Genomic DNA, 18,689 nt, shown 5'->3' with positions numbered 1-18,689 from the left:
CCCCCCCCCACCACGTCCAGCTTGATCCTTGGCTCAGCTGTGTTCCTTAGCGGGAATCTCTGATCCCCGGACCCTAGGCGTTTGCCTCTTCGAGTTGCTCTGCCTTGTAGGGCCTCACTCCTGCCTTGAAGAGGCCGTAGATGTAGCCGTCGGTCAGGGCCTCCCAGGAGGCTTCGATGACGTCCTTGCCGACCCCGACCGTGGCCCAGGAACCCGTTGGGGACGACATCGAGATGATGACTCTCGTGGTTGCCTTGGTGGCCGCGGAGCCGTCCAGGATGCGGACCTTGAAGTCGGTCAGTTCGCAGTCCTTGAGCTCGGGATAGACGGGTACGAGGGCTTCTCGTAGCGCGTTGTCGAGGGCGTCGACGGGGCCTACGCCTTCACCGACGGTGAGGGTGCGGCCCTTACCCGTGGCGAGCTTGAGAACGGCTTCTGCTCCGTTGGAGTCTTCCTTCTGTCCCGATAGGTGCGTGGTCCAGGATTCGATCTCGAAGAAGCAGAGCTTCTTGCCGTCGGCGACTTCCCTGATGATGAGTTCCACCGAGGCGTCGGTCGCATCGTAGGTGTAACCCTGTGCTTCTGCCTTCTTGATGCGATTCGTGACCTCGGTCAGGACCTCGGGGCGCTCCGAGAGGTCGAGTCCGACTTCCCTGGCCTTGAGTTCGATCGATGCGCGCCCCGCCATGTCAGACACGATCATGCGCATGTTGTTCCCGATGAGAGCGGGATCGATGTGCTGGTACAGGTCGGCATCGACACGGATCGCGGACGCGTGCAGGCCCGCCTTGTGGGCAAAGGCCGAGACACCCGTGTAGGGCTGACGTCCGTAGGGGGCGATGTTGACGATCTCAGAGATTGCGTGGGAGACGCGGGTCTGGTTGGCCAGCTGCTCATCGGTCACGATCCTGTGGCCGCCCTTAAGCTGAAGGTTCGCGATCACGGTGAGGATGTTGGCGTTGCCGGTGCGTTCGCCATATCCGTTGACCGTGCCCTGCACGTGGGTGGCGCCGGCAGTCACCGCCGCCATCGAGTTCGCGACCGCCAACTCACCATCGTTGTGGGCGTGGATGCCGAGGATGGCATCTAGTCCTGCCTCCTTCAGGTGTTCCTGAAGCTCGATCATGCGCTGGGAGATGGTCTCGGGGAGGGAGCCACCGTTGGTGTCGCAGGCAATGATCGTGCTGGCACCAGCGCGGACCGCGTCCTCCGCCACGGAGTACGTGTACGCCCTGTTCTCCTCGGCACCGTCGAAGAAGTGCTCGAGGTCTACCATGACTTCCCTGCCCTGCTCGCGCAGGAACGTGACCGTGTCTGAAACCATGGCCAGGTTCTCCTGCTCCGTGGTGCGCAGGGCCTTGAGGACGTGACGGAAGTCGGACTTTGCGACGAGGGTGATGATGGGGGCGCCGGAGTCGAGAAGTGCCCTGACCTGCTGGTCGTCCTCCACGGCCACGTTTGCCTTCCTCGTGGACCCGAAGGCCGCGAGCTTCGCTCGCTTCAGCGGGCTCTCCCTCTTCGCGAGCGCGAAGAACTCGGTGTCCCTCGGGATCGCTCCCGGCCATCCGCCTTCGATGATGTCGGCGCCGTATGCCTCGAGGAGGGGCAGGAGGGTGACCTTGTCCGCGACGGACAGGTTCATTCCCTCCTGCTGAGCCCCATCCCTCAGCGTCGTGTCGTAGACGACGAGTTCGCTACTCATGCCGAGATCTTGTAGGTCCAGTTGTACGGATCCGGCTCGTGTCCGAGCTGAATCGCGGTCACCTGGTCGTAGATCGACTTCGTCACGTCACCAACGTTGATGGAGACATCGAAGCCCTCGCCAGCAAGGCGGGCAATCGGGGTCACGACGGCCGCGGTGCCGCAAGCGAACACTTCGGAGACCTTGCCGGACTCGATGTCGGCAACGAGCTCAGCGAGCGGGATCGTCGCTTCCGAGACGTCGACGTTCTTGTCGCGCAGGAGCCGCAGAATGACGCCGCGGGTGCCACCCTCGAGGATGTTGCCCGTAAGCTTCGGAGTCGCAACAGAACCGTCCTCGTACACGACGAAGACGTTCATGCCACCCAGCTCGTCAATGTTCTTGTTCGTGGCTGCGTCGAGGAAGCAGACCTCGTCGTAGCCCTCTTCCTTCGCCTCGAGCTTGGGCACGAGGGAGGAGGCGTAGTTGCCACCGGACTTGGCGGCGCCGGTGCCACCGGGGCCCGCACGGTGGTAGTCGGGAGACACCCACACGTTGATGCCCTCGAAGCCACCTGTGAAGTAGGCACCCGACGGGGAGGCGATGCAGAGGTAGTCGTACTTGTGTGCGGCACGCACGCCAAGGAACGGCTCCGTTGCAAGCACGAAGGGGCGCAGGTACAGGGAGGAACCGGGAGCGGAGGGCACCCAATCCTCATCGGCGCGCACGAGACCCACGATCGAGGCAATGAAGTCCTCAGCGGGAAGCTCCGGGATCGCGAGCCTGCGGGCGGAGGCATTGAGTCGTGCCGCGTTGTATCCGGGACGGAACGTCCACACGGAACCATCGTCGTGACGGTACGCCTTCAGTCCCTCAAAGATCTCCTGACCGTAGTGCAGAACAGATGCGGCGGGATCGAGAGTGAGGGGGCCGTAGGGCTCGATGAGCTTCGTGTGCCAGCCCTTTCCCTCCTCGAAGATCGCGTGGGCCATGTGGTCCGTGAAGTCCGAACCAAACCCAAGGTGACCAAAAATCTCCTCCCGCTTTTCAACGGGCGTGGGGTTCACACTCGGGATGTGAGTCCAGGACTCAGCGAGCTCATCCGAGGTCGGAAGCGGCTGGGCAGCCGCCTGTTCTAATGCTGAAAGGTTCTCAGTCATAGCTTTTCTTTCTTAACGGATCCGGGCAACGACATCGTCACCGATTTGGCTCGTGGAGCGAACCAGGGGCGTTCCCGCCTCGGCAGCGTCCGCCCGTGCCTCCATCTCAGCATCAACGGCCGCTTCGATCTTCGCTGTCGCCTCCGTGAGACCCAGGTGGTTGAGCATGAGAGCCACGGACGAAATAGTAGCGATCGGATCGGCCTTCTGCTGGCCGGCAATGTCGGGAGCCGAACCGTGTACGGGCTCAAACATTGAGGGGAACGCGCCATCGGGGTTGATGTTGCCCGAGGCCGCAAGACCGATGCCGCCGGTGATGGCGCCGGCCTCGTCCGTCAGGATGTCGCCGAACAGGTTGTCGGTCACGATCACGTCAAAGCGTGCCGGGTCGGTCACGAGGAAGATCGTGGCAGCATCGACGTGCAGGTAGTCGACGGTCACGCCCGGGAACTCCGTGCCCACGCGTTCGACGGTACGGCGCCACAGGTGGCCGGCGTTGACGAGCACGTTGTGCTTGTGAACGAGGGTTAGTCGGTTGTCGCGGGTCGTTGCCAGCTCAAACGCGTAGCGCACAACTCGCTCCACACCGTAGGCGGTGTTGACCGAAACCTCTGTCGCGATCTCGTGCGGGGTATCGATACGCACGGCGCCGCCGTTACCAGCGTAGAGGCCCTCGGTGCCTTCACGAACAACCACAAAGTCAATATCACCCGGGTTTGCCAGTGGGGTGGGTACGCCGCGGTAGTACTTCGAGGGGCGCAGGTTCACGTAGTGATCAAGAGCGAAACGCAGCTTGAGCAGGAGACCACGCTCGAGGATTCCGGAGGGAAGCGACGGATCGCCGACAGCTCCCAGGAGGATCGCATCGTTGCCAGCGATCTGCTCGAACTCCTCATCGGGCAGAACCTCGCCGGTCCTGTGCCAACGCGCCGCACCGAGATCAAAAGTCGTTTCCTCGAAGGTGACGTCGGAGTCACCAATGGCTGCGTGGAGGACTTTCAGGCCTTCAGTGACGACTTCTGGACCAATGCCGTCACCGGGAATAACAGCAAGCTTGATTGTTCGATTCATGGTCTAATACTAGCCTTTCGTCCATATTCTGATATTACAAGTTCAATATGTGGGAGATTGTGCGGGCTGTGCACCGGCCCGACTGTGGACCCGAAACCAGCCGCATTCAGCGCTCTCCACACGCGGGATTCACGGAGTCCCAGGAAGAGTATTCAAAGATTCTCGGCGAGGTTATTTCGGAGAATGACCTTGATGGATCGACGCTCCTGCGGATGACTGGCCCCAGACCCGCTCCCCCACCATGACGTCCTGTTGCGATCTGCGCGATCGAACCCTTCGGCGTCGTCACTGAAAGTCATTGATTTCGATCGGCGCCGCTGTCTTCTCGTGACCGACGGTGGAGTTTCCAAGTCGGAAACCGTTTCTGTACGCCGCCATCGCTCCACCCCGGTCCAACTCACTCGTGCAACTCACTCGCGCAGGACGCGACCGTATCCCGGGAACATGTTGGGGTGCCCCCGATGGAGCACCCCAACACCACTAGTTGTTACCTGGCTGCCTGACCGTCGGTGTAGTCGGCATCGACGTCCTGCCACGAGAACATCTTGCGGAGCTCAACGCCGACCTTCTCGATCGGGTGCTCTTCACCGCGCTTGCGCAGTTCCTTGAACTCGGGAGCGCCGTTGTCCTGGTCGTTGATGAAGCGGGTGGCGAAGGTGCCGTCCTGGATGTCCGAGAGGACGTCCTTCATGTTGTCCTTGACGTTGGGCGAGATGACGCGGGGGCCGGAGATGTAGTCGCCGTACTCTGCCGTGTCGGAGATCGACCAGCGCTGCTTGGTGAGGCCACCCTCGTTGATGAGGTCAACGATGAGCTTGAGCTCGTGCAGAACCTCGAAGTAGGCGATCTCGGGCTGGTAGCCGGCCTCGGTCAGGGTCTCGAAGCCGTACTGGATGAGCTGGGTGACGCCACCACAGAGAACGGACTGTTCGCCGAAGAGGTCGGTCTCGGTCTCTTCCGTGAAGGTGGTCTTGATGACGCCTGCGCGGGTGCCGCCGATTGCCTTGGCGTACGAGAGTGCGAGCTCCCATGCCTGGCCGGACGCATCCTGCTCAATGGCGACGATGTCCGGGACACCGCGGCCGTTGACGTACTCGCGGCGCACGGTGTGGCCGGGGCCTTTCGGTGCGACCATGCAGATGTCGTGGTCGGCGGTGGGCTTGATGTAGCCGTAACGGATGTTGAAGCCGTGGGCGAAGAACAGTGCTGCACCCTCCTTGATGTTCGGCTCGATATCTTCCGCGTAGATCTTGCGCTGGTGCTGGTCCGGAGCAAGGATCATGATGACGTCGGCGTCCTTGACTGCATCAGCCACGGTTGCGACGGCAAGGCCCTGCTCTTCGGCCTTAGCAATGGAGGAGGAACCCTCACGCAGACCAACAACGACGTCCACGCCGGAATCACGAAGGTTGAGCGCGTGGGCGTGGCCCTGCGAGCCGTAACCAATGATGGCTACCTTCTTCGACTGGATGATCGACAGATCAGCATCGTCGTCATAGTAAATTTCTGCCACAGTTATCTCCTTGATTTCAGGCGCGACGGAGTGCCCGTTCGGCACTCACTCGTTCGGATAGGGAGCGCGAGCCACGAGAGATCGCGACCGCACCCGATTGGACAATTTCTTTGATCCCGTAGGGGGCGAGAGACGTCAGCAACGCCTCCACCTTACCCGCGGATCCGGTTGCTTCAATCGTGACAGCATCCGGCACAACGTCAACGACGTGAGCGCGGAACATGTCCACGATCTGCAGAACCGAGGTACGGTTCTGGTCCGTTGCGGACACCTTGACGAGAAGGAGCTCGCGCTGGACCGACGTCTCGGGCTCCAGAGCCACGATCTTGATGACGTTGACAAGCTTATTCAGCTGCTTGGTCACCTGCTCGAGAGGCGCCTCAGCTGCGTCGACCACGATGGTGATGCGGGAGATCTCGGGATCTTCCGTGGGACCCACCGCGAGCGAGTCGATGTTGAATGCTCGGCGAGCAAACAGGGCGGCGACGCGAGTCAGGACACCCGGCTTGTTTTCGACGAGAACGGAGAGTGTGTGTCTGGTGTTCATGGGGTCCTTCTATTCTTCGTCGTCCCAGTTGGGAGCAAGATCGCGAGCATACTGAATTTCATCGTTCGAGACGCCCGCGGCCACCATCGGCCACACCATGGCGTCGGCAGACACCTGGAAGTCAATGACAACCGGACGGTCGTTGATCTCCATGGCCTGGCGGATCGTGTCGGCCACATCCTCCGGTCGTTCGCACCGCAGGCCAACGCAACCGTAGGCATCGGCGAGCTTGACGAAGTCGGGAACGCGACGGGTGCCGTGACCGGTATCGAGATCGGTATTGGAGTAGCGGCCGTTGTAGAACAGAGTCTGCCACTGGCGCACCATGCCCAGGGACGAGTTGTTGATAACCGCAACCTTGATCGGGATGTCATTGATAACGCAGGTGGCGAGCTCCTGGTTCGTCATCTGGAAACAGCCGTCACCGTCAATGGCCCACACGACCTTGTCGGGGCAGGCCACCTTGGCGCCCATGGCGGCGGGAACCGAAAGGCCCATCGTGCCGGCACCACCGGAGTTGATCCAGGTGCGCGGGTTCTCAAACTTGATGAACTGGGACGCCCACATCTGGTGCTGACCAACGCCAGCCACGTAGATGGCGTCGGGGCCCGCAATCTCGGAGAGTTGCTCGAGCACGTACTGGGGAGCCATGTAGCCGTCCTCGGTTGGGGTCCAACCAAGCGGGTAGGTCTCCCTCATTCGATTGAGGCGCTTCCACCACGCGGCGATGTCGCGCTGACCGTACTGGCGGTACGCGGCCGGCATCTCGTCAATAAGTTCCTGAGCTGTCTCGAGAACGTCACCCACGATCGGCACGTCCGCGTGACGGTTCTTGCCGATCTCGGCGGGGTCGATGTCCGCGTGGATGACCTGAGCGTCCGGTGCGAACGAATCGAGGTTGCCGGTCACACGATCGTCGAAGCGGGCACCCAGAGTGATGAGAAGGTCGGAACGCTGGAGAGCATCCACGGCCGCAACCGTTCCGTGCATGCCGGGCATGCCCAAGTTGTGGGGGTCCTCCACCGAGAGGGAACCGATGGCGTTGAGGGTGGTGACGGCGGGGATGCCGGTCATCTTCACCAGCTCGCGCACCTTCTCGGCAGCACCAGCGCGGATAACGCCACCACCGAGGTAGAACACGGGCTTCTCTGCGGTTGCGATGAGGCGGGCAGCCTCGCGGATCTGACGAGCATTCGGCTTCGTCACGGGACGGTAACCCGGGAGGTCGCGCACGGGCGGCCACACGAACTCAACTTCTGCGTTCTGCGCGGACTTGGCGATGTCAACGATGACGGGGCCGGGACGGCCGGTCTGGGCCAGCTCGTAGGCCTCGGCGATGCGTGCGGGAATGTCCTTGGCGTCGGTGACAAGGAACGAGTGCTTGGAGATCGGCATGGTGATGCCGACGATGTCTGCTTCCTGGAACGCATCGGTGCCAATGAGCGGTGCACCAACCTGGCCGGTGATGGCAAGCATGGGAACCGAGTCCATGTAGGCATCGAGGATCGCGGTCGTCAGGTTGGTGGCGCCCGGGCCGGAGGTGGCGATACAGACGCCGACCTTGCCGGTTGCGTGCGCGTAACCCTCAGCTGCGTGACCCGCACCCTGCTCGTGACGAACGAGGATGTGACGGACCTTCTGGGAGTCCAAGAGTGGATCGTAAGTCGGGAGGATGGCGCCGCCGGGGAGACCGAATACAGTGTCGACGCCCAGCTCCTCCAGAGAACGGATAATGGACCGAGCACCGGTTGACTTCTCGTGAATAACACCGTCGCTCTGCGCCTTCAACGCACTCGCTTCAGCGAGTGTTGCAGGGGATGCTGGTTTCCCCATGATTCCTCCTAGACGTGGATCGGTATGGCAATGAAAAAGCCCCCTGCTTCGGAACAGGGGGCGCGCAACACAACCTCAGCGAACCGGTGTGGCGCGCCTGGTAACTACAAGTTTCATGTCCATGGTTTATACAGTAGCCGGACCCGCCTCACAGAAGCAAATTAATCCGGCCATATCTCATATACTGGCGCACAGTATTAACTTATGAGACAGTTTTAAGCCGTCTTTATTCCCTGGAATCGGCTGATTTTCACGGAAAACTGTCGTTCTAAGACTTTCTTATTTGTCTGAACTTTATGACAAGTAAGTGCTCCCCGGGACACGATCTTCCTGTCAAAATCGAGTTCCGGGGAGCACTGTAGAAGTCTGCCAGAATTGGCTAGTCTTCTACAAACCCCCTAGTACGTGGGCCACGAGGATCTTCGTGACCATGGCGACCGGATAGACGAGGGCGTAGCCGAGGGCAACGCGCGGATCGGATCCGGAGCGTCCGTTGGCGAAGGCGAGGACGGCAGGCTGGGTTTGCGAACCGGCCAGGACACCGGAAAGCTTCGTACCACCCATCTTGAAGATGCCTCGCATCGCGAAGTAGAGGCCTGCCGCCATGATCATCGTGATGATGACGCCGAGGATGAGGATCTGCCACCAGGCACCCGAGGTGAATGCCTCACCGATCTGGCCACCAGCGTTGGTTCCCGCCTGAGCAAGGAAGACGAGCAGGCCGAGTTCGGAGATCACGAGGTTCGCTGTCTTCGGGAGAGCCGTCACAACGTTGCCGACCCTGCCGAGGCGACCCATGACGATGCCGACAATAAGCACGCCGGCTGCGGCGCCGAGGCTGAAGTCGCCACCACCGGGAACCGGGATCTTGATGGAGCCGAGCATGATGCCAAGTCCTAGTCCCAGTCCGAGGGCGATGGGGTTGATGTCGGTGAGGCCCTTCGAGGAGTCACCGAGCCAGCTCGAGATTTCCTTAAGCTTGGTCGTGGGTCCAACAACGCGGACCCTGTCCCCCATCTCCACCATGATGTTCGGGATAGCGAGCATGTCCTGATCGCCCCTGCGTACGCGGGAGATTTTCGCTCCCCAGCGCTCCGCGAGCACGGCGTCGAGTTCACCAATGGTCTTACCGACCATCTTGGGTTCGGAGACCGTGATGCGACGGAAGTCGAGGAGCCTGCGGTCTGAGCGCAGCGAGTGCGAGGACGGGTGCCCAACGAGGTTTGTAACCTCGTCGACCGTGGCATCCTCGCCAACGAGGGTGACAAGGTCTCCCTTGTGGAGTTTCTCGGAAGCGTCAGGAATCCAGATCGGGCCTTCTTCGCCTCGGCGGATGCGGGAGAACTCGATTGGAGTGCTCGCCTCGGCCATGACCTCACCAACGGTGGGCATGTCGTCCCTGTCGACGCGCACGTTCTCGTGACGGACCGGCGAGGGCGTATCCGTATCGCCTGCCGACTTGCGCAGTGCCGCGTTCGCGGCGATGATCATGCCGATCACGCCGAAGAGGTAGGCGACCGCGTAACCAACGGTTGCGGTGCCCGGATCTCCCGAGGATTCGCCCGCTGCCGCGAGCGCGGGAGTGTTCGTGAGCGCACCAGCGAAGGTACCTGCGATCAGGGCGGTGTCCATGTCGAACACGTACACGCCAACGAAGTAGGCTGCGACTGCGGCAAGGATGAAGAGAACCACCATGGTGACGATGGGGCCGGTTGCTTGCCTGAGGGATTGGAAGAATGTGCCGCCCGCGTTGTTACCGATTGCGAACGCGAAGAGCACGAGCCCCATGGATCCAATGAGGTGCGGGATTTCGATGACGATACCGTTTGCTTGACCGAGTGCGGCGACAGCGATCGCGAGGAAGAGGACGGCGGCGGCGCCGAGCCCAACTCCCTTGATTTTGATGTGGCCGAGTGCCATGCCAATACCGATGATCAAGAACGCTGTCATCAGCGGCTGGTCTGCAAGGAACTGAAGAAGACTGTTCATGCCTGTGGATGCTCCTTATTTGTGCGATTTCCACCATCAGTATCCCCTGGACCAGCATTCTTTGGTGGGGCCATGAGTCCCGATTGCGAAGAAGGTACCCCGGATAAAGCACGGGGTCGGGAGGGGCACTGCACCTCCCGTCCCCTTTAGTCCTAGACCGGCTCCCGAGCTCGTTCAGGGCTCAGTGGCATTCCCACATGCCGTCCCGAGCCTGAAGAACCCTGGATTAGTCCTCCAATTTATTCAGTTGTTCAACCCTGCATTTGCGATCCGCTACACCAGGACACATCAGCCGCGCCAGCAGTTGCCCACCACGGCGGTACCTGCCCGTGGTATCGGCTGCCGTCGGCTTGTGTGGCTGGCAGTCGGACCAGTTCGAGTGTTGGTTAGTCGTCGAGGCTGCGGACGCCGCCGTAGGTGGCCGAACGTGCCAGTAGGGCGTATGCCTTGAGTGCCTTGGAGACCTTGCGGGGGCGTTCCTTGGCGGGCTTCCAGGGCAGTGCGCCCTTGGCTGCGCGACGCTGTGCGAGGGTCGAGTCGTCCACCATGAGCTGCAGTGAGCGTGAGGGAACGTCGAGGACGATGCGGTCGCCCTCTTCGATCAGGCCGATGCCGCCACCCGCTGCAGCCTCGGGCGAGATGTGGCCAATGGAGATGCCGGAGGTGCCGCCGGAGAAGCGTCCGTCGGTGATGAGGGCGCAGGTCTTGCCGAGACCCAGTCCCTTAAGGAACGAGGTGGGGTATAGCATTTCCTGCATGCCGGGGCCGCCCTTGGGGCCCTCGTAGCGGATGACGACGACGTCGCCGTCGACAACGGACTTGGAGAGGATGAGCTCAATGGCGTCCTCCTGGGAGTCGACGACGCGGGCACGTCCCTCGAAGTGGAAGAGTTCCTCGTCGATGCCGGCGGTCTTGATGACGGCGCCTTCCTCGGCGATGTTGCCCTTGAGGACGGCAAGGCCACCATCTTCCGTGTAGGCGTGCTCGACTGCACGGATGCAGCCCTTCTCGCCATCGATGTCGAGTTCTTCCCACTCGTTGGCCTGCGAGAAGGCCTGGGTGGTGCGCACACCGCCAGGAGCGGCCTTGAACAGCGCCACAGCTTCGGGTGCGGGTGCGGGGCCGCGGACGTCCCACTTCTCGAGCCACGACTTGAGGTCATCGGAGTGAACCGAGTGGACGGAGTCCTTGAGCAGGCCGGCACGGTACAGCTCACCCAGGATCGCGGGGATGCCACCGGCACGGTGCACGTCCTCCATGTGGAACACCGGATGGTTCGGTGCGACCTTGGCGATGCAGGGAACCTGACGGGAGATCGCGTCGATGTCCTCGAGCGTGAAGTCGACTTCGCCCTCAATGGCGGTGGCGAGAATGTGGAGGATCGTGTTGGTCGAGCCACCCATGGCCACGTCCATGGTCATCGCGTTGAAGAATGCGTCGCGAGTGGCGATGTTGCGGGGCAGGACGGACTCGTCCCCATCCTCGTAGTAGCGGCGGGCCAGGTTCACGATGGTACGGCCGGCCTCGAGGAAGAGTTCCTTGCGGGAGGCGTGGGTGGCGAGGGTCGAGCCGTTGCCGGGAAGTGACAGACCGAGTGCCTCGGTCAGGCAGTTCATGGAGTTCGCGGTGAACATGCCAGAACAGGAACCACAGGTCGGACATGCCGCGTTCTCGATCTGAGCGAGATCGGCGTCGCTGATCGACTCATCTGCCGCACCACTCATGGCGTCAACGAGGTTGACCGGGTGGTCGATGACGCCCTCGATGGACTTACCGGCCTCCATGGGTCCGCCCGATACGAAAACGACGGGGATGTTGAGGCGCATGGCTGCCATGAGCATGCCGGGGGTGATCTTGTCACAGTTGGAGATGCAGACGAGAGCATCGGCAGTGTGCGCGTTCACCATGTATTCAACGGAGTCCGCGATGATCTCGCGGGACGGAAGCGAGTAGAGCATGCCGTCGTGGCCCATGGCGATGCCATCGTCGACGGCGATCGTGTTGAATTCCTTGCCAACGCCGCCGGCCTCTTCGATGGCAGAAATGACGAGCTGCCCCATGTCCTTCAGGTGCACGTGGCCGGGAACGAACTGGGTGAACGAGTTGGCGACCGCAATAATCGGCTTGCCGAAGTCACCGTCTCCCATGCCCGTGGCGCGCCACAGGGCCCTGGCCCCTGCAAAGTTCCTGCCCTGAGTCGAAGTTGCTGAACGCAAAGTAGGCATACCATCTCCTTTTGGTCTTTCCTAACTTTACGACTCCAGTCCAAAACGACGAAAAATGCGGCCACGGAGCGAGACAGAGACCGCCCCGGAACCCTTGATACGTCTGCTACTGAATTGAACTCCTGCGTCGCTCGCGCTCATTCCCACGTCCCTCGCACCGTATCTTGCGTTGCTCGCACTGAAGCCTGTGTCACTCGCGCCGAAACCTGTATTGCTCCCACCGACACCTGCGCCACTCCCGACGATTTCCACTTTGCTCACGCCATTCCTGGGTGTTTGGTGAATTCTTGGTGGCAACGACCTAACGAACTCGTGGCAACATAGGCTAACCCATTGAGGGAGGTGTCACATTAGCGGTAGATTCTACTGAAGTCGTTTAGTCGACAATTCGTAAATATCACCGTTGTGAAGGGCCAGATCATGCCGCAAACATCGCAAGCAATTCTTGACACAATCAAGAATCCCACCGAGCACGAGGTCAAGTCTCTCGATGCGTGGTGGCGAGCCAACAACTACCTAACGGTTGGACAGATCTACCTCAAGTCCAATCCTCTCCTGCGCGAGCCACTCACTGCGGATGACATCAAGCCGAGGTTGCTTGGCCACTGGGGTACCTCCCCCGGCCTGTCATTTGTGTACGCCCACGCCAACCGCCTTATCCAGCACACCGACCAGGAGATGATCTACATCACCGGCCCCGGACACGGCGGTCCCGCCATCGTGGCAGCCACGTACCTGGAGGACACGTACACCGAGTGCTTCCCAGAGATCACGCAGGATGCCGACGGTTTGCAGAAGATGTTCCGTCGCTTCTCAGCACCCGGCGGCATTCCCTCCCACGCGTCCGTCACTACTCCCGGTTCCATCAACGAGGGTGGCGAGCTCGGCTACGCCCTCGTCCACGCCTTCGGCGCGGTCTTCGACAACCCGGATCTCATCGCCCTCACGGTTGTGGGTGACGGCGAAGCAGAGACCGCTCCCCTCGAGGGCTCCTGGAAGGGCATCTCCTTCCTCAATCCGGCACGCGACGGCGCGGTCCTTCCCATCCTGCACTTGAACGGCGCGAAGATTGCCTCCCCCACGGTTCAGGCGCGCAAGGATCCCGAGGAGCTCCAGAAGTACTACGAGGGCCACGGCTACGAGGTCATCTTTGTCGAGGGTGACGACCTCCCCGGCATGCACCACCGTTTCGCACAGGCTCTCGGCACCGCCTACGAACAGATCGTGAACATCCAGAACAAGGCACGCACCGAGGGCGTCAAGGCCGGCGGTCGCCCACACTGGCCCATGATCATTCTCCGCACCCCGAAGGGATGGACGGGACCGGACGTCGTTGACGGCATCCAGGTGTCCGGCACATGGCGTGCCCACCAGGTTCCCCTCTCGGGAGTTCGCGAGAACCCCGAGCACCTGAAGATCCTCGAGGACTGGCTGCGTTCCTACCGCCCGGAAGAACTGTTCGACGAGAACGGGACTCCCGTGGATCTGGTCAAGGCAATCAACCCGATCGGCAAGTACCGCATGTCGGCCAACCCTGCCGGCAATGGCGGTGGTGAGTACCAGGCTCTCGACCTGCCGGACTGGAAGTCCTTCGGTCTCGACTTCGAGCCGTCCGAACGCGGCAAGCTCCGCGACGAATCCACCCGCAAGCTCGGTGACTTCCTAGAAGAAATCTACCGACTCAACCCGACAACGTTCCGCCTGTTCTGCCCGGACGAAACGAACTCGAACAGGCTGGGTGCGGTCTTCAACGTCTCGGATCGCGCGTTCATGGAATCCCTCAATGATGACGACGTCAAGATCTCGCCAGAGGGCAGGGTCATGGAGGTGCTGTCGGAGCACAACACGCACGGCTGGCTTGAAGGCTACAACCTGACGGGCCGCCACGGCCTGTTCGCCTCCTACGAGGCATTCGGCATGGTGTCCGTGTCGCAGACGATCCAGCACACGAAGTGGCTGGAGGAGGCAATCGAACTGGACTGGCGCGTGCCCGTCCCGGCTCTCAATATCCTGCTGTCGTCGACCTGTTGGCGTAACGACCACAACGGCTTCTCTCATCAGGGTCCCGGCGTGCTCTCCACGATCGTCAACATGAGGGGCAACATCGTCCGCACCTACCTGCCGCCGGACGCCAACTGCCTGCTCGAGGTCTCGAACTACTCGTACCAGACCCAGAACCGTGTCAACGTCATCGTTCAGGACAAGCAGCCCCAGTTCCAGTGGCTGACCCCCGACGAGGCCGAGGTGCACTGTCGTCGCGGCTTCGGCATCTGGGATTGGGCCGGTAACGAGGATCCGGACTCGACCGAGGATCCGGACATCGTCATTGCCTGCGCCGGTGACGTGGTGACGATGGAGGCTGTGGCCGCCGCCCAGATCCTGCGTCAGAAGCTCCCGAACCTCAAGGTCCGCGTCGTCAACGTCGTGCGCCTCCAGACCCTGTCCCGGCCGAAGGACCACCCCACCGGCATGTCCAATCAGGACTTCGCCGAGACCTTCACTAACACGCAGGATGTGCTCTTCTGCTTCCACGGCTACGCGGGTGTCATCCACCAGCTCGTCCACGGACGCCCCGACGTTGACCGCTTCCACGTGCGCGGCTTCCGCGAGGAGGGGACGACCACGACCCCGTTCGACATGGTTGTTCGCAACCAGGTCGACCGCTACTCTCTCGTCATCGACGCCATCAACAACACGAAGCGCACGGTTCGTGGCGGTGCCGATCTCAAGCGCTGGTGCTACAAGATGCTGGAGCGCCACCACGAGTACACGGTCGAACACCTGGAGGACATGCCAGAGATCACCGACTGGGTATTCGAGGGCAACGAGTAGTCAGCCGATTCCTCTTGCCACAAGCATCAATCCGAGCGAGCAAGGAACACCGACTGAACAGAGGATCTGGCTGAATAAAGAATCTGGAGAAGAACAACAACGTAAGAGGTAATTCGAGAGCGTGAGTGAGGAGCGGGCACAGGGTGTCCGCTCCTCACTCACGTGGCGACTTCTAGCTGCCGGGAACCGTGTTGGTGATGGTTCCGTTCTCGAACGTCACGACCTTACTTCCGTCGATGTCGTCGAGCCTGTGCGTGATCTCGATGATCGTGAGGCCCCCGAGGGATTCAAGGATCTCTTCGCGTATGGCCTTCTCGAGATCGGAGTTGAGGTTTGCCGTGAACTCGTCGAGGATCAGCACCTTCGGTTTCGTGAGGAGGGCGCGAGCGAGGCAGATGCGCTGACCCTGACCGCCGGAGAGCTTGGATCCGTCCTGACCGACCCGGGTCCTGAGCCCCGCAGGCATAGACTTCACCTCGTCATCGATGTGGGCGATGCGGAGGGCATCCCAGATCTCATCCTCGGTTGCATCGACCTTGCCGAGCCGGAGGTTCTCCTCAATCGTCGAATCGAGGAGCTGGCTACGCTGTGACACGAGCACGACCTGGGACCGCAGGGAGTCCAGCGTTAGCTCCGTGAGCGGGAGGCCGTCGATGAGGATCTGACCCTCATCCGGATCATCGAACCGGAGCAGTAGCTGGGCGGTCGTGGACTTGCCCGAGCCGGACGGACCAACAAAGACAGTGCGTCTTCCCGGCTCAATGTCGAGGCTGATGTTCTTCAGCACGGGCACCTCCCCCTCCGGGTACGCGTAGCTCACGTTGTCGAAGGTGATCGTCGGGGAATCGGACAGTTCCTTGACGGTCGGTCCATCGCTCACCATCTCCGGTATGTGGCACACCTGCCACAGCCTGTGGGCGGCTGCCAGTGAGCGGTCGAGGGAGCCCGCTGCCTCTTCGATCCCCCGAGGTCCTTCGAGGAGTCGGAGCGAACCAACCGCGAGCGCACACACGACGCTCATGACCATCCCCTGGTCGATGCCGACGGCAATGATCGACGTGACGATCGCGATGTTGAGGAAGGTGTTGATGCCGCGGCGGACCGAGGTGGCTCTTGCTGACTTCACGGAGGCCGAGGCGATCCTCTCCCCCGTGTCACCCATCTCCCTGAGGCGATCCTGTTCCCTGCCGTACCCCACGACATCCTCGACTCCAAAGACCGAGTCGGTCACGTGGGCGCTCATGTCACCGCGGAGGGAGAGAACCTGGTCGGCTCGCTCCCCTGAGCTACGGAAGCCAATGAGGGGAACGATGAGAAGAGATACCGCTACGCAGACAGCCGGGATGAGAACCACCTGCCAACCAAAGACCAGTCCGATGGTGATGATCGTCAGGGGTGGGACGATGATGGCGGAGATGACCGGGGCCACGGTGTGTGCGTAGACGACTTCGATGCGGTCCACGTCTTTGGTGAGCGAGGATAGGAGGTCTCCCGACCGCGAGCGCGCAACGATGCCCGGGGCCTTCGGCCACAGGGATGCGAAGGCGTGCCCGCGGAGGAGTTCGAGTGCCTTGAAGGCCACGTAGTGGCCGGTGAACTGCTCCCCGTAGTAGGCCGCAGCCTTGACGAGTGCGATGAGGATGAGGAGCGCGAACAGGGGTCCGAGGGACCTGCCGCCCGCAACCTCCATCACCGTCCACCCAGCCAAGCCGAATAAGAGCAGATCGCAGACCTGCTTGATGATGCGGAGCAGGGTCGAGAGGAACAGGGGTCCGTGGACTGGACGGGTGATCGAGGAGAGCCAGCGCAAAAGCTCAATGGTTGTGGGTCTCATGCCGTCCTCCCCTGCACTTCCTTGAGCCTTCCCTCTGTCATCTCCCAGGTGCTGTCAGCGATCCGGAGCAGGGACGTGCGGTGCGTGACGATAAGGATCGTGAGATCTCCCTTCAGTCCCTCGATTGCGTCGATGATTCGCTCCTCGGACTCGGCATCGACATGTGAGGTGGGTTCATCGAGCAGGAGGATGCTTCTGCCGGAGAGGAGTGCACGGGCGATCGCAATACGCTGGACCTGACCTCCGGAGAGAAGGGAGCCGCCCTCGCCGACCTCCGTGTGGAGTCTCTGGGGCATGCTCCGAACTTCGCTTGCGACGTTGGCTCGCTCAAGGGCCTCCCACATCTCCTTCTCCGTGGCTTCCGGCTTCGCGAATCTCAGGTTGCTTGCAATTGTTCCGGTGAACAGCCACGTGCTCTGGGAAACAGTGGCGGTGAGAGCACGGATTTCCCCCACGCTCATATCACCAACATTCCTCCCATCGAGAAGGATCTCACCTTCCTGGAGGGGAAGGGAACCACGCAGGAGGGACAGGAGTGTGGACTTGCCTGCGCCGGAGGCACCGATGAGGGCAGCGGTCTCGCCCTTTTTCACATGCATCGAGACGCCGTGGAGGACCTCACCTCGCCCGTAGTCGTAGCGCACGCTGTCGACGGCGATAGCGTCAGCGTCATTGGTATCAGACTTAATGGTTGCCTCCGCCACCTCAGTTGCCGTGGCCTGCCGAGCATCCGGTCGCAGGCTCAGGTAGCGCTTGATTGAGCGTTCCGCGGCTCTGCCTCCCATGCCGATGTAGAAGAAGCCGGATACCTGGCGGAACGGTTCAAGCAGAAGAGCTAGGACCAGCAGTACCGTGACTGCCTCTCCTCCGTCGATCTGGCCGTTACTCAGCCTGGTCGCGGTGAGGAACACCAGCCAGCAGATCATGAGGAGCGAGGCAACGCCATCGACCACGATGATCACGATCTGGTTGCCGGCCAGGAGCTTCATGATGGCGGAACGGTTTGCCTCACCATTGTCACGGAGCTTCTTTTCGATCCGTGGTCCCGCACCATACAGGCGGATCGTGACAAGGTTCCGCAGAGCATCGAGATAGTTGCTGGTCAGTCGCGCCCGTTCCGCGCGCGAGTTGCTCGAAACCTTTCGGAACATCTTGAAGAACAGGCCGATGACGGCGGGTACCAACGGAACCACGAGAAGACCGCCGACGCCGATGATGGGATCAATGACGATCGCAATGTAGGCGAGGATGAGGATCGGGATTGCGAGGGATGCCAAGGTGGATCCGAAGTAGACCTGGCGGTACTCGGTGACTCTCTCAACACTGTCGGTCATCATCGAGATCAGCCGCCCCGAGGGGAACTCTTTCGTGTTCTTTGGGAGCTCTGTCGAACGGAAGACCGTCTCTAGGATCCTGCCGCGGATTCTCCGTTCTTCTTCCCGCGCCTGCCTGCCACCGTAGGTGATCTCCAGTGACGCACACAATGCTGCACCCAGGCCAGCCACAAGTGCGACTATCCAGGCTGAGCCCGATGGTGCAGCACCATCGATGGCATCGCCGGCGGCGGAACCCAATGCCACGAGAGCTGCGGCCATGAACACGGAGGTTAACAGTCGCAGCCCTGCCACACCGAGAACGGCACCCCTCCCCTCGGAGGTCACACTGACATCGTTCTTCACGAATCTCCTTCAGAGACAGTTCTTCAGCGACGAACTGGGCATATCAGCTCAGCTCGAGCAGTACGTGAGTGGTTCACCCGAGGCAACGTCAAAGAATTGCCACTGCCTCGTTTCCAAGTCCGTCGGACCTTCCGGGGCTTGCCACTCCCCTTCGAGAATAGTCCAGCCCTCACGCTTTCCGTCCACCGGTACGGCGGGCGGAGCCACACCTCACAGCAATGAGCATGGCGAGCACCTGCTTCGGTAACCGGCTGACCTGGCTTCCGCCTCAATGTCGCGCGTCAGACTATGTGGCAGGGGTAGTTAGTTGTTGAAATTACCCTTG

Annotated in this window: 11 protein-coding genes; 1 reads left to right on the top strand and 10 read right to left on the bottom strand. The window is 61.4% G+C overall.

From position 1 onward, the window contains the following. Positions 1 to 73: 73 nt before the first annotated feature. The 8 genes from cimA to ilvD all read right to left on the bottom strand — a co-directional run bounded on the left by cimA (position 74) and on the right by ilvD (position 12,019). Positions 74 to 1,702 (bottom strand): citramalate synthase, encoded by a 1,629-nt coding sequence (cimA, locus tag QMB98_RS03870; RefSeq protein WP_371684342.1) that lies wholly within the window; start codon positions 1,700 to 1,702, stop codon positions 74 to 76. Next, positions 1,699 to 2,841, bottom strand: coding sequence for a branched-chain amino acid aminotransferase (locus QMB98_RS03865; protein ID WP_371684341.1), 1,143 nt, complete (start codon positions 2,839 to 2,841; stop codon positions 1,699 to 1,701). Before QMB98_RS03865 ends, cimA begins: the two co-directional genes overlap by 4 nt. 12 nt (positions 2,842 to 2,853) lie before the next feature. Continuing rightward, complete coding sequence (locus QMB98_RS03860) at positions 2,854 to 3,912, bottom strand: 3-isopropylmalate dehydrogenase (RefSeq protein WP_371684340.1); 1,059 nt, start codon at positions 3,910 to 3,912, stop codon at positions 2,854 to 2,856. Between the two features lie 487 nt (positions 3,913 to 4,399). After that, on the bottom strand, positions 4,400 to 5,425 hold the full coding sequence (gene ilvC / locus QMB98_RS03855; protein ID WP_371684339.1) for a ketol-acid reductoisomerase: 1,026 nt from the start codon (positions 5,423 to 5,425) through the stop codon (positions 4,400 to 4,402). A gap of 16 nt (positions 5,426 to 5,441) precedes the next feature. Beyond that, positions 5,442 to 5,972, bottom strand: a complete 531-nt coding sequence (gene ilvN / locus QMB98_RS03850; protein ID WP_371684338.1) for an acetolactate synthase small subunit — start codon at positions 5,970 to 5,972, stop codon at positions 5,442 to 5,444. Between the two features lie 9 nt (positions 5,973 to 5,981). After that, positions 5,982 to 7,805, bottom strand: a complete 1,824-nt coding sequence (locus QMB98_RS03845) for an acetolactate synthase large subunit (protein ID WP_371684337.1) — start codon at positions 7,803 to 7,805, stop codon at positions 5,982 to 5,984. 387 nt (positions 7,806 to 8,192) lie between these two features. Beyond that, complete coding sequence (locus QMB98_RS03840) at positions 8,193 to 9,794, bottom strand: aspartate:alanine exchanger family transporter (RefSeq protein WP_371684336.1); 1,602 nt, start codon at positions 9,792 to 9,794, stop codon at positions 8,193 to 8,195. 386 nt (positions 9,795 to 10,180) lie between these two features. After that, a complete protein-coding gene (gene ilvD / locus QMB98_RS03835) occupies positions 10,181 to 12,019 on the bottom strand; it encodes a dihydroxy-acid dehydratase (protein WP_371684334.1) in 1,839 nt (612 codons plus the stop codon). 420 nt (positions 12,020 to 12,439) lie between these two features. Between ilvD and QMB98_RS03830 the strand changes: the two genes are divergently transcribed. After that, positions 12,440 to 14,851, top strand: coding sequence for a phosphoketolase (locus QMB98_RS03830; protein ID WP_371684333.1), 2,412 nt, complete (start codon positions 12,440 to 12,442; stop codon positions 14,849 to 14,851). Between the two features lie 172 nt (positions 14,852 to 15,023). Here QMB98_RS03830 and cydC read toward each other — a convergent pair whose 3' ends face one another. Further along, complete coding sequence (gene cydC, locus QMB98_RS03825; RefSeq protein ID WP_371684332.1) at positions 15,024 to 16,685, bottom strand: thiol reductant ABC exporter subunit CydC; 1,662 nt, start codon at positions 16,683 to 16,685, stop codon at positions 15,024 to 15,026. After that, positions 16,682 to 18,364, bottom strand: a complete 1,683-nt coding sequence (locus QMB98_RS03820; RefSeq protein ID WP_371684331.1) for an ABC transporter ATP-binding protein/permease — start codon at positions 18,362 to 18,364, stop codon at positions 16,682 to 16,684. The genes cydC and QMB98_RS03820 overlap by 4 nt, the downstream gene beginning before the upstream one ends. Between the last annotated feature and the right edge of the window lie 325 nt (positions 18,365 to 18,689).

Origin of the sequence: Flaviflexus sp. (assembly GCF_041440645.1) — a bacterium.
GTDB lineage: Bacteria > Actinomycetota > Actinomycetes > Actinomycetales > Actinomycetaceae > Flaviflexus.
The sequence above is the reverse complement of the archived record's forward strand: the minus strand, read 5'-3'. Positions and strand labels throughout refer to the sequence as shown.

What these genes read in the sequence shown, in the direction of transcription:
- cimA (WP_371684342.1), bottom strand. Translation starts at nt 1,702, where the DNA reads ATGAGTAGCGAACTCGTCGTCTACGACACGACGCTGAGGGATGGGGCT.
- QMB98_RS03865 (WP_371684341.1), bottom strand. Translation starts at nt 2,841, where the DNA reads ATGACTGAGAACCTTTCAGCATTAGAACAGGCGGCTGCCCAGCCGCTT.
- QMB98_RS03860 (WP_371684340.1), bottom strand. Translation starts at nt 3,912, where the DNA reads ATGAATCGAACAATCAAGCTTGCTGTTATTCCCGGTGACGGCATTGGT.
- ilvN (WP_371684338.1), bottom strand. Translation starts at nt 5,972, where the DNA reads ATGAACACCAGACACACACTCTCCGTTCTCGTCGAAAACAAGCCGGGT.
- QMB98_RS03845 (WP_371684337.1), bottom strand. Translation starts at nt 7,805, where the DNA reads ATGGGGAAACCAGCATCCCCTGCAACACTCGCTGAAGCGAGTGCGTTG.
- QMB98_RS03840 (WP_371684336.1), bottom strand. Translation starts at nt 9,794, where the DNA reads ATGAACAGTCTTCTTCAGTTCCTTGCAGACCAGCCGCTGATGACAGCG.
- ilvD (WP_371684334.1), bottom strand. Translation starts at nt 12,019, where the DNA reads ATGCCTACTTTGCGTTCAGCAACTTCGACTCAGGGCAGGAACTTTGCA.
- QMB98_RS03830 (WP_371684333.1), top strand. Translation starts at nt 12,440, where the DNA reads ATGCCGCAAACATCGCAAGCAATTCTTGACACAATCAAGAATCCCACC.
- cydC (WP_371684332.1), bottom strand. Translation starts at nt 16,685, where the DNA reads ATGAGACCCACAACCATTGAGCTTTTGCGCTGGCTCTCCTCGATCACC.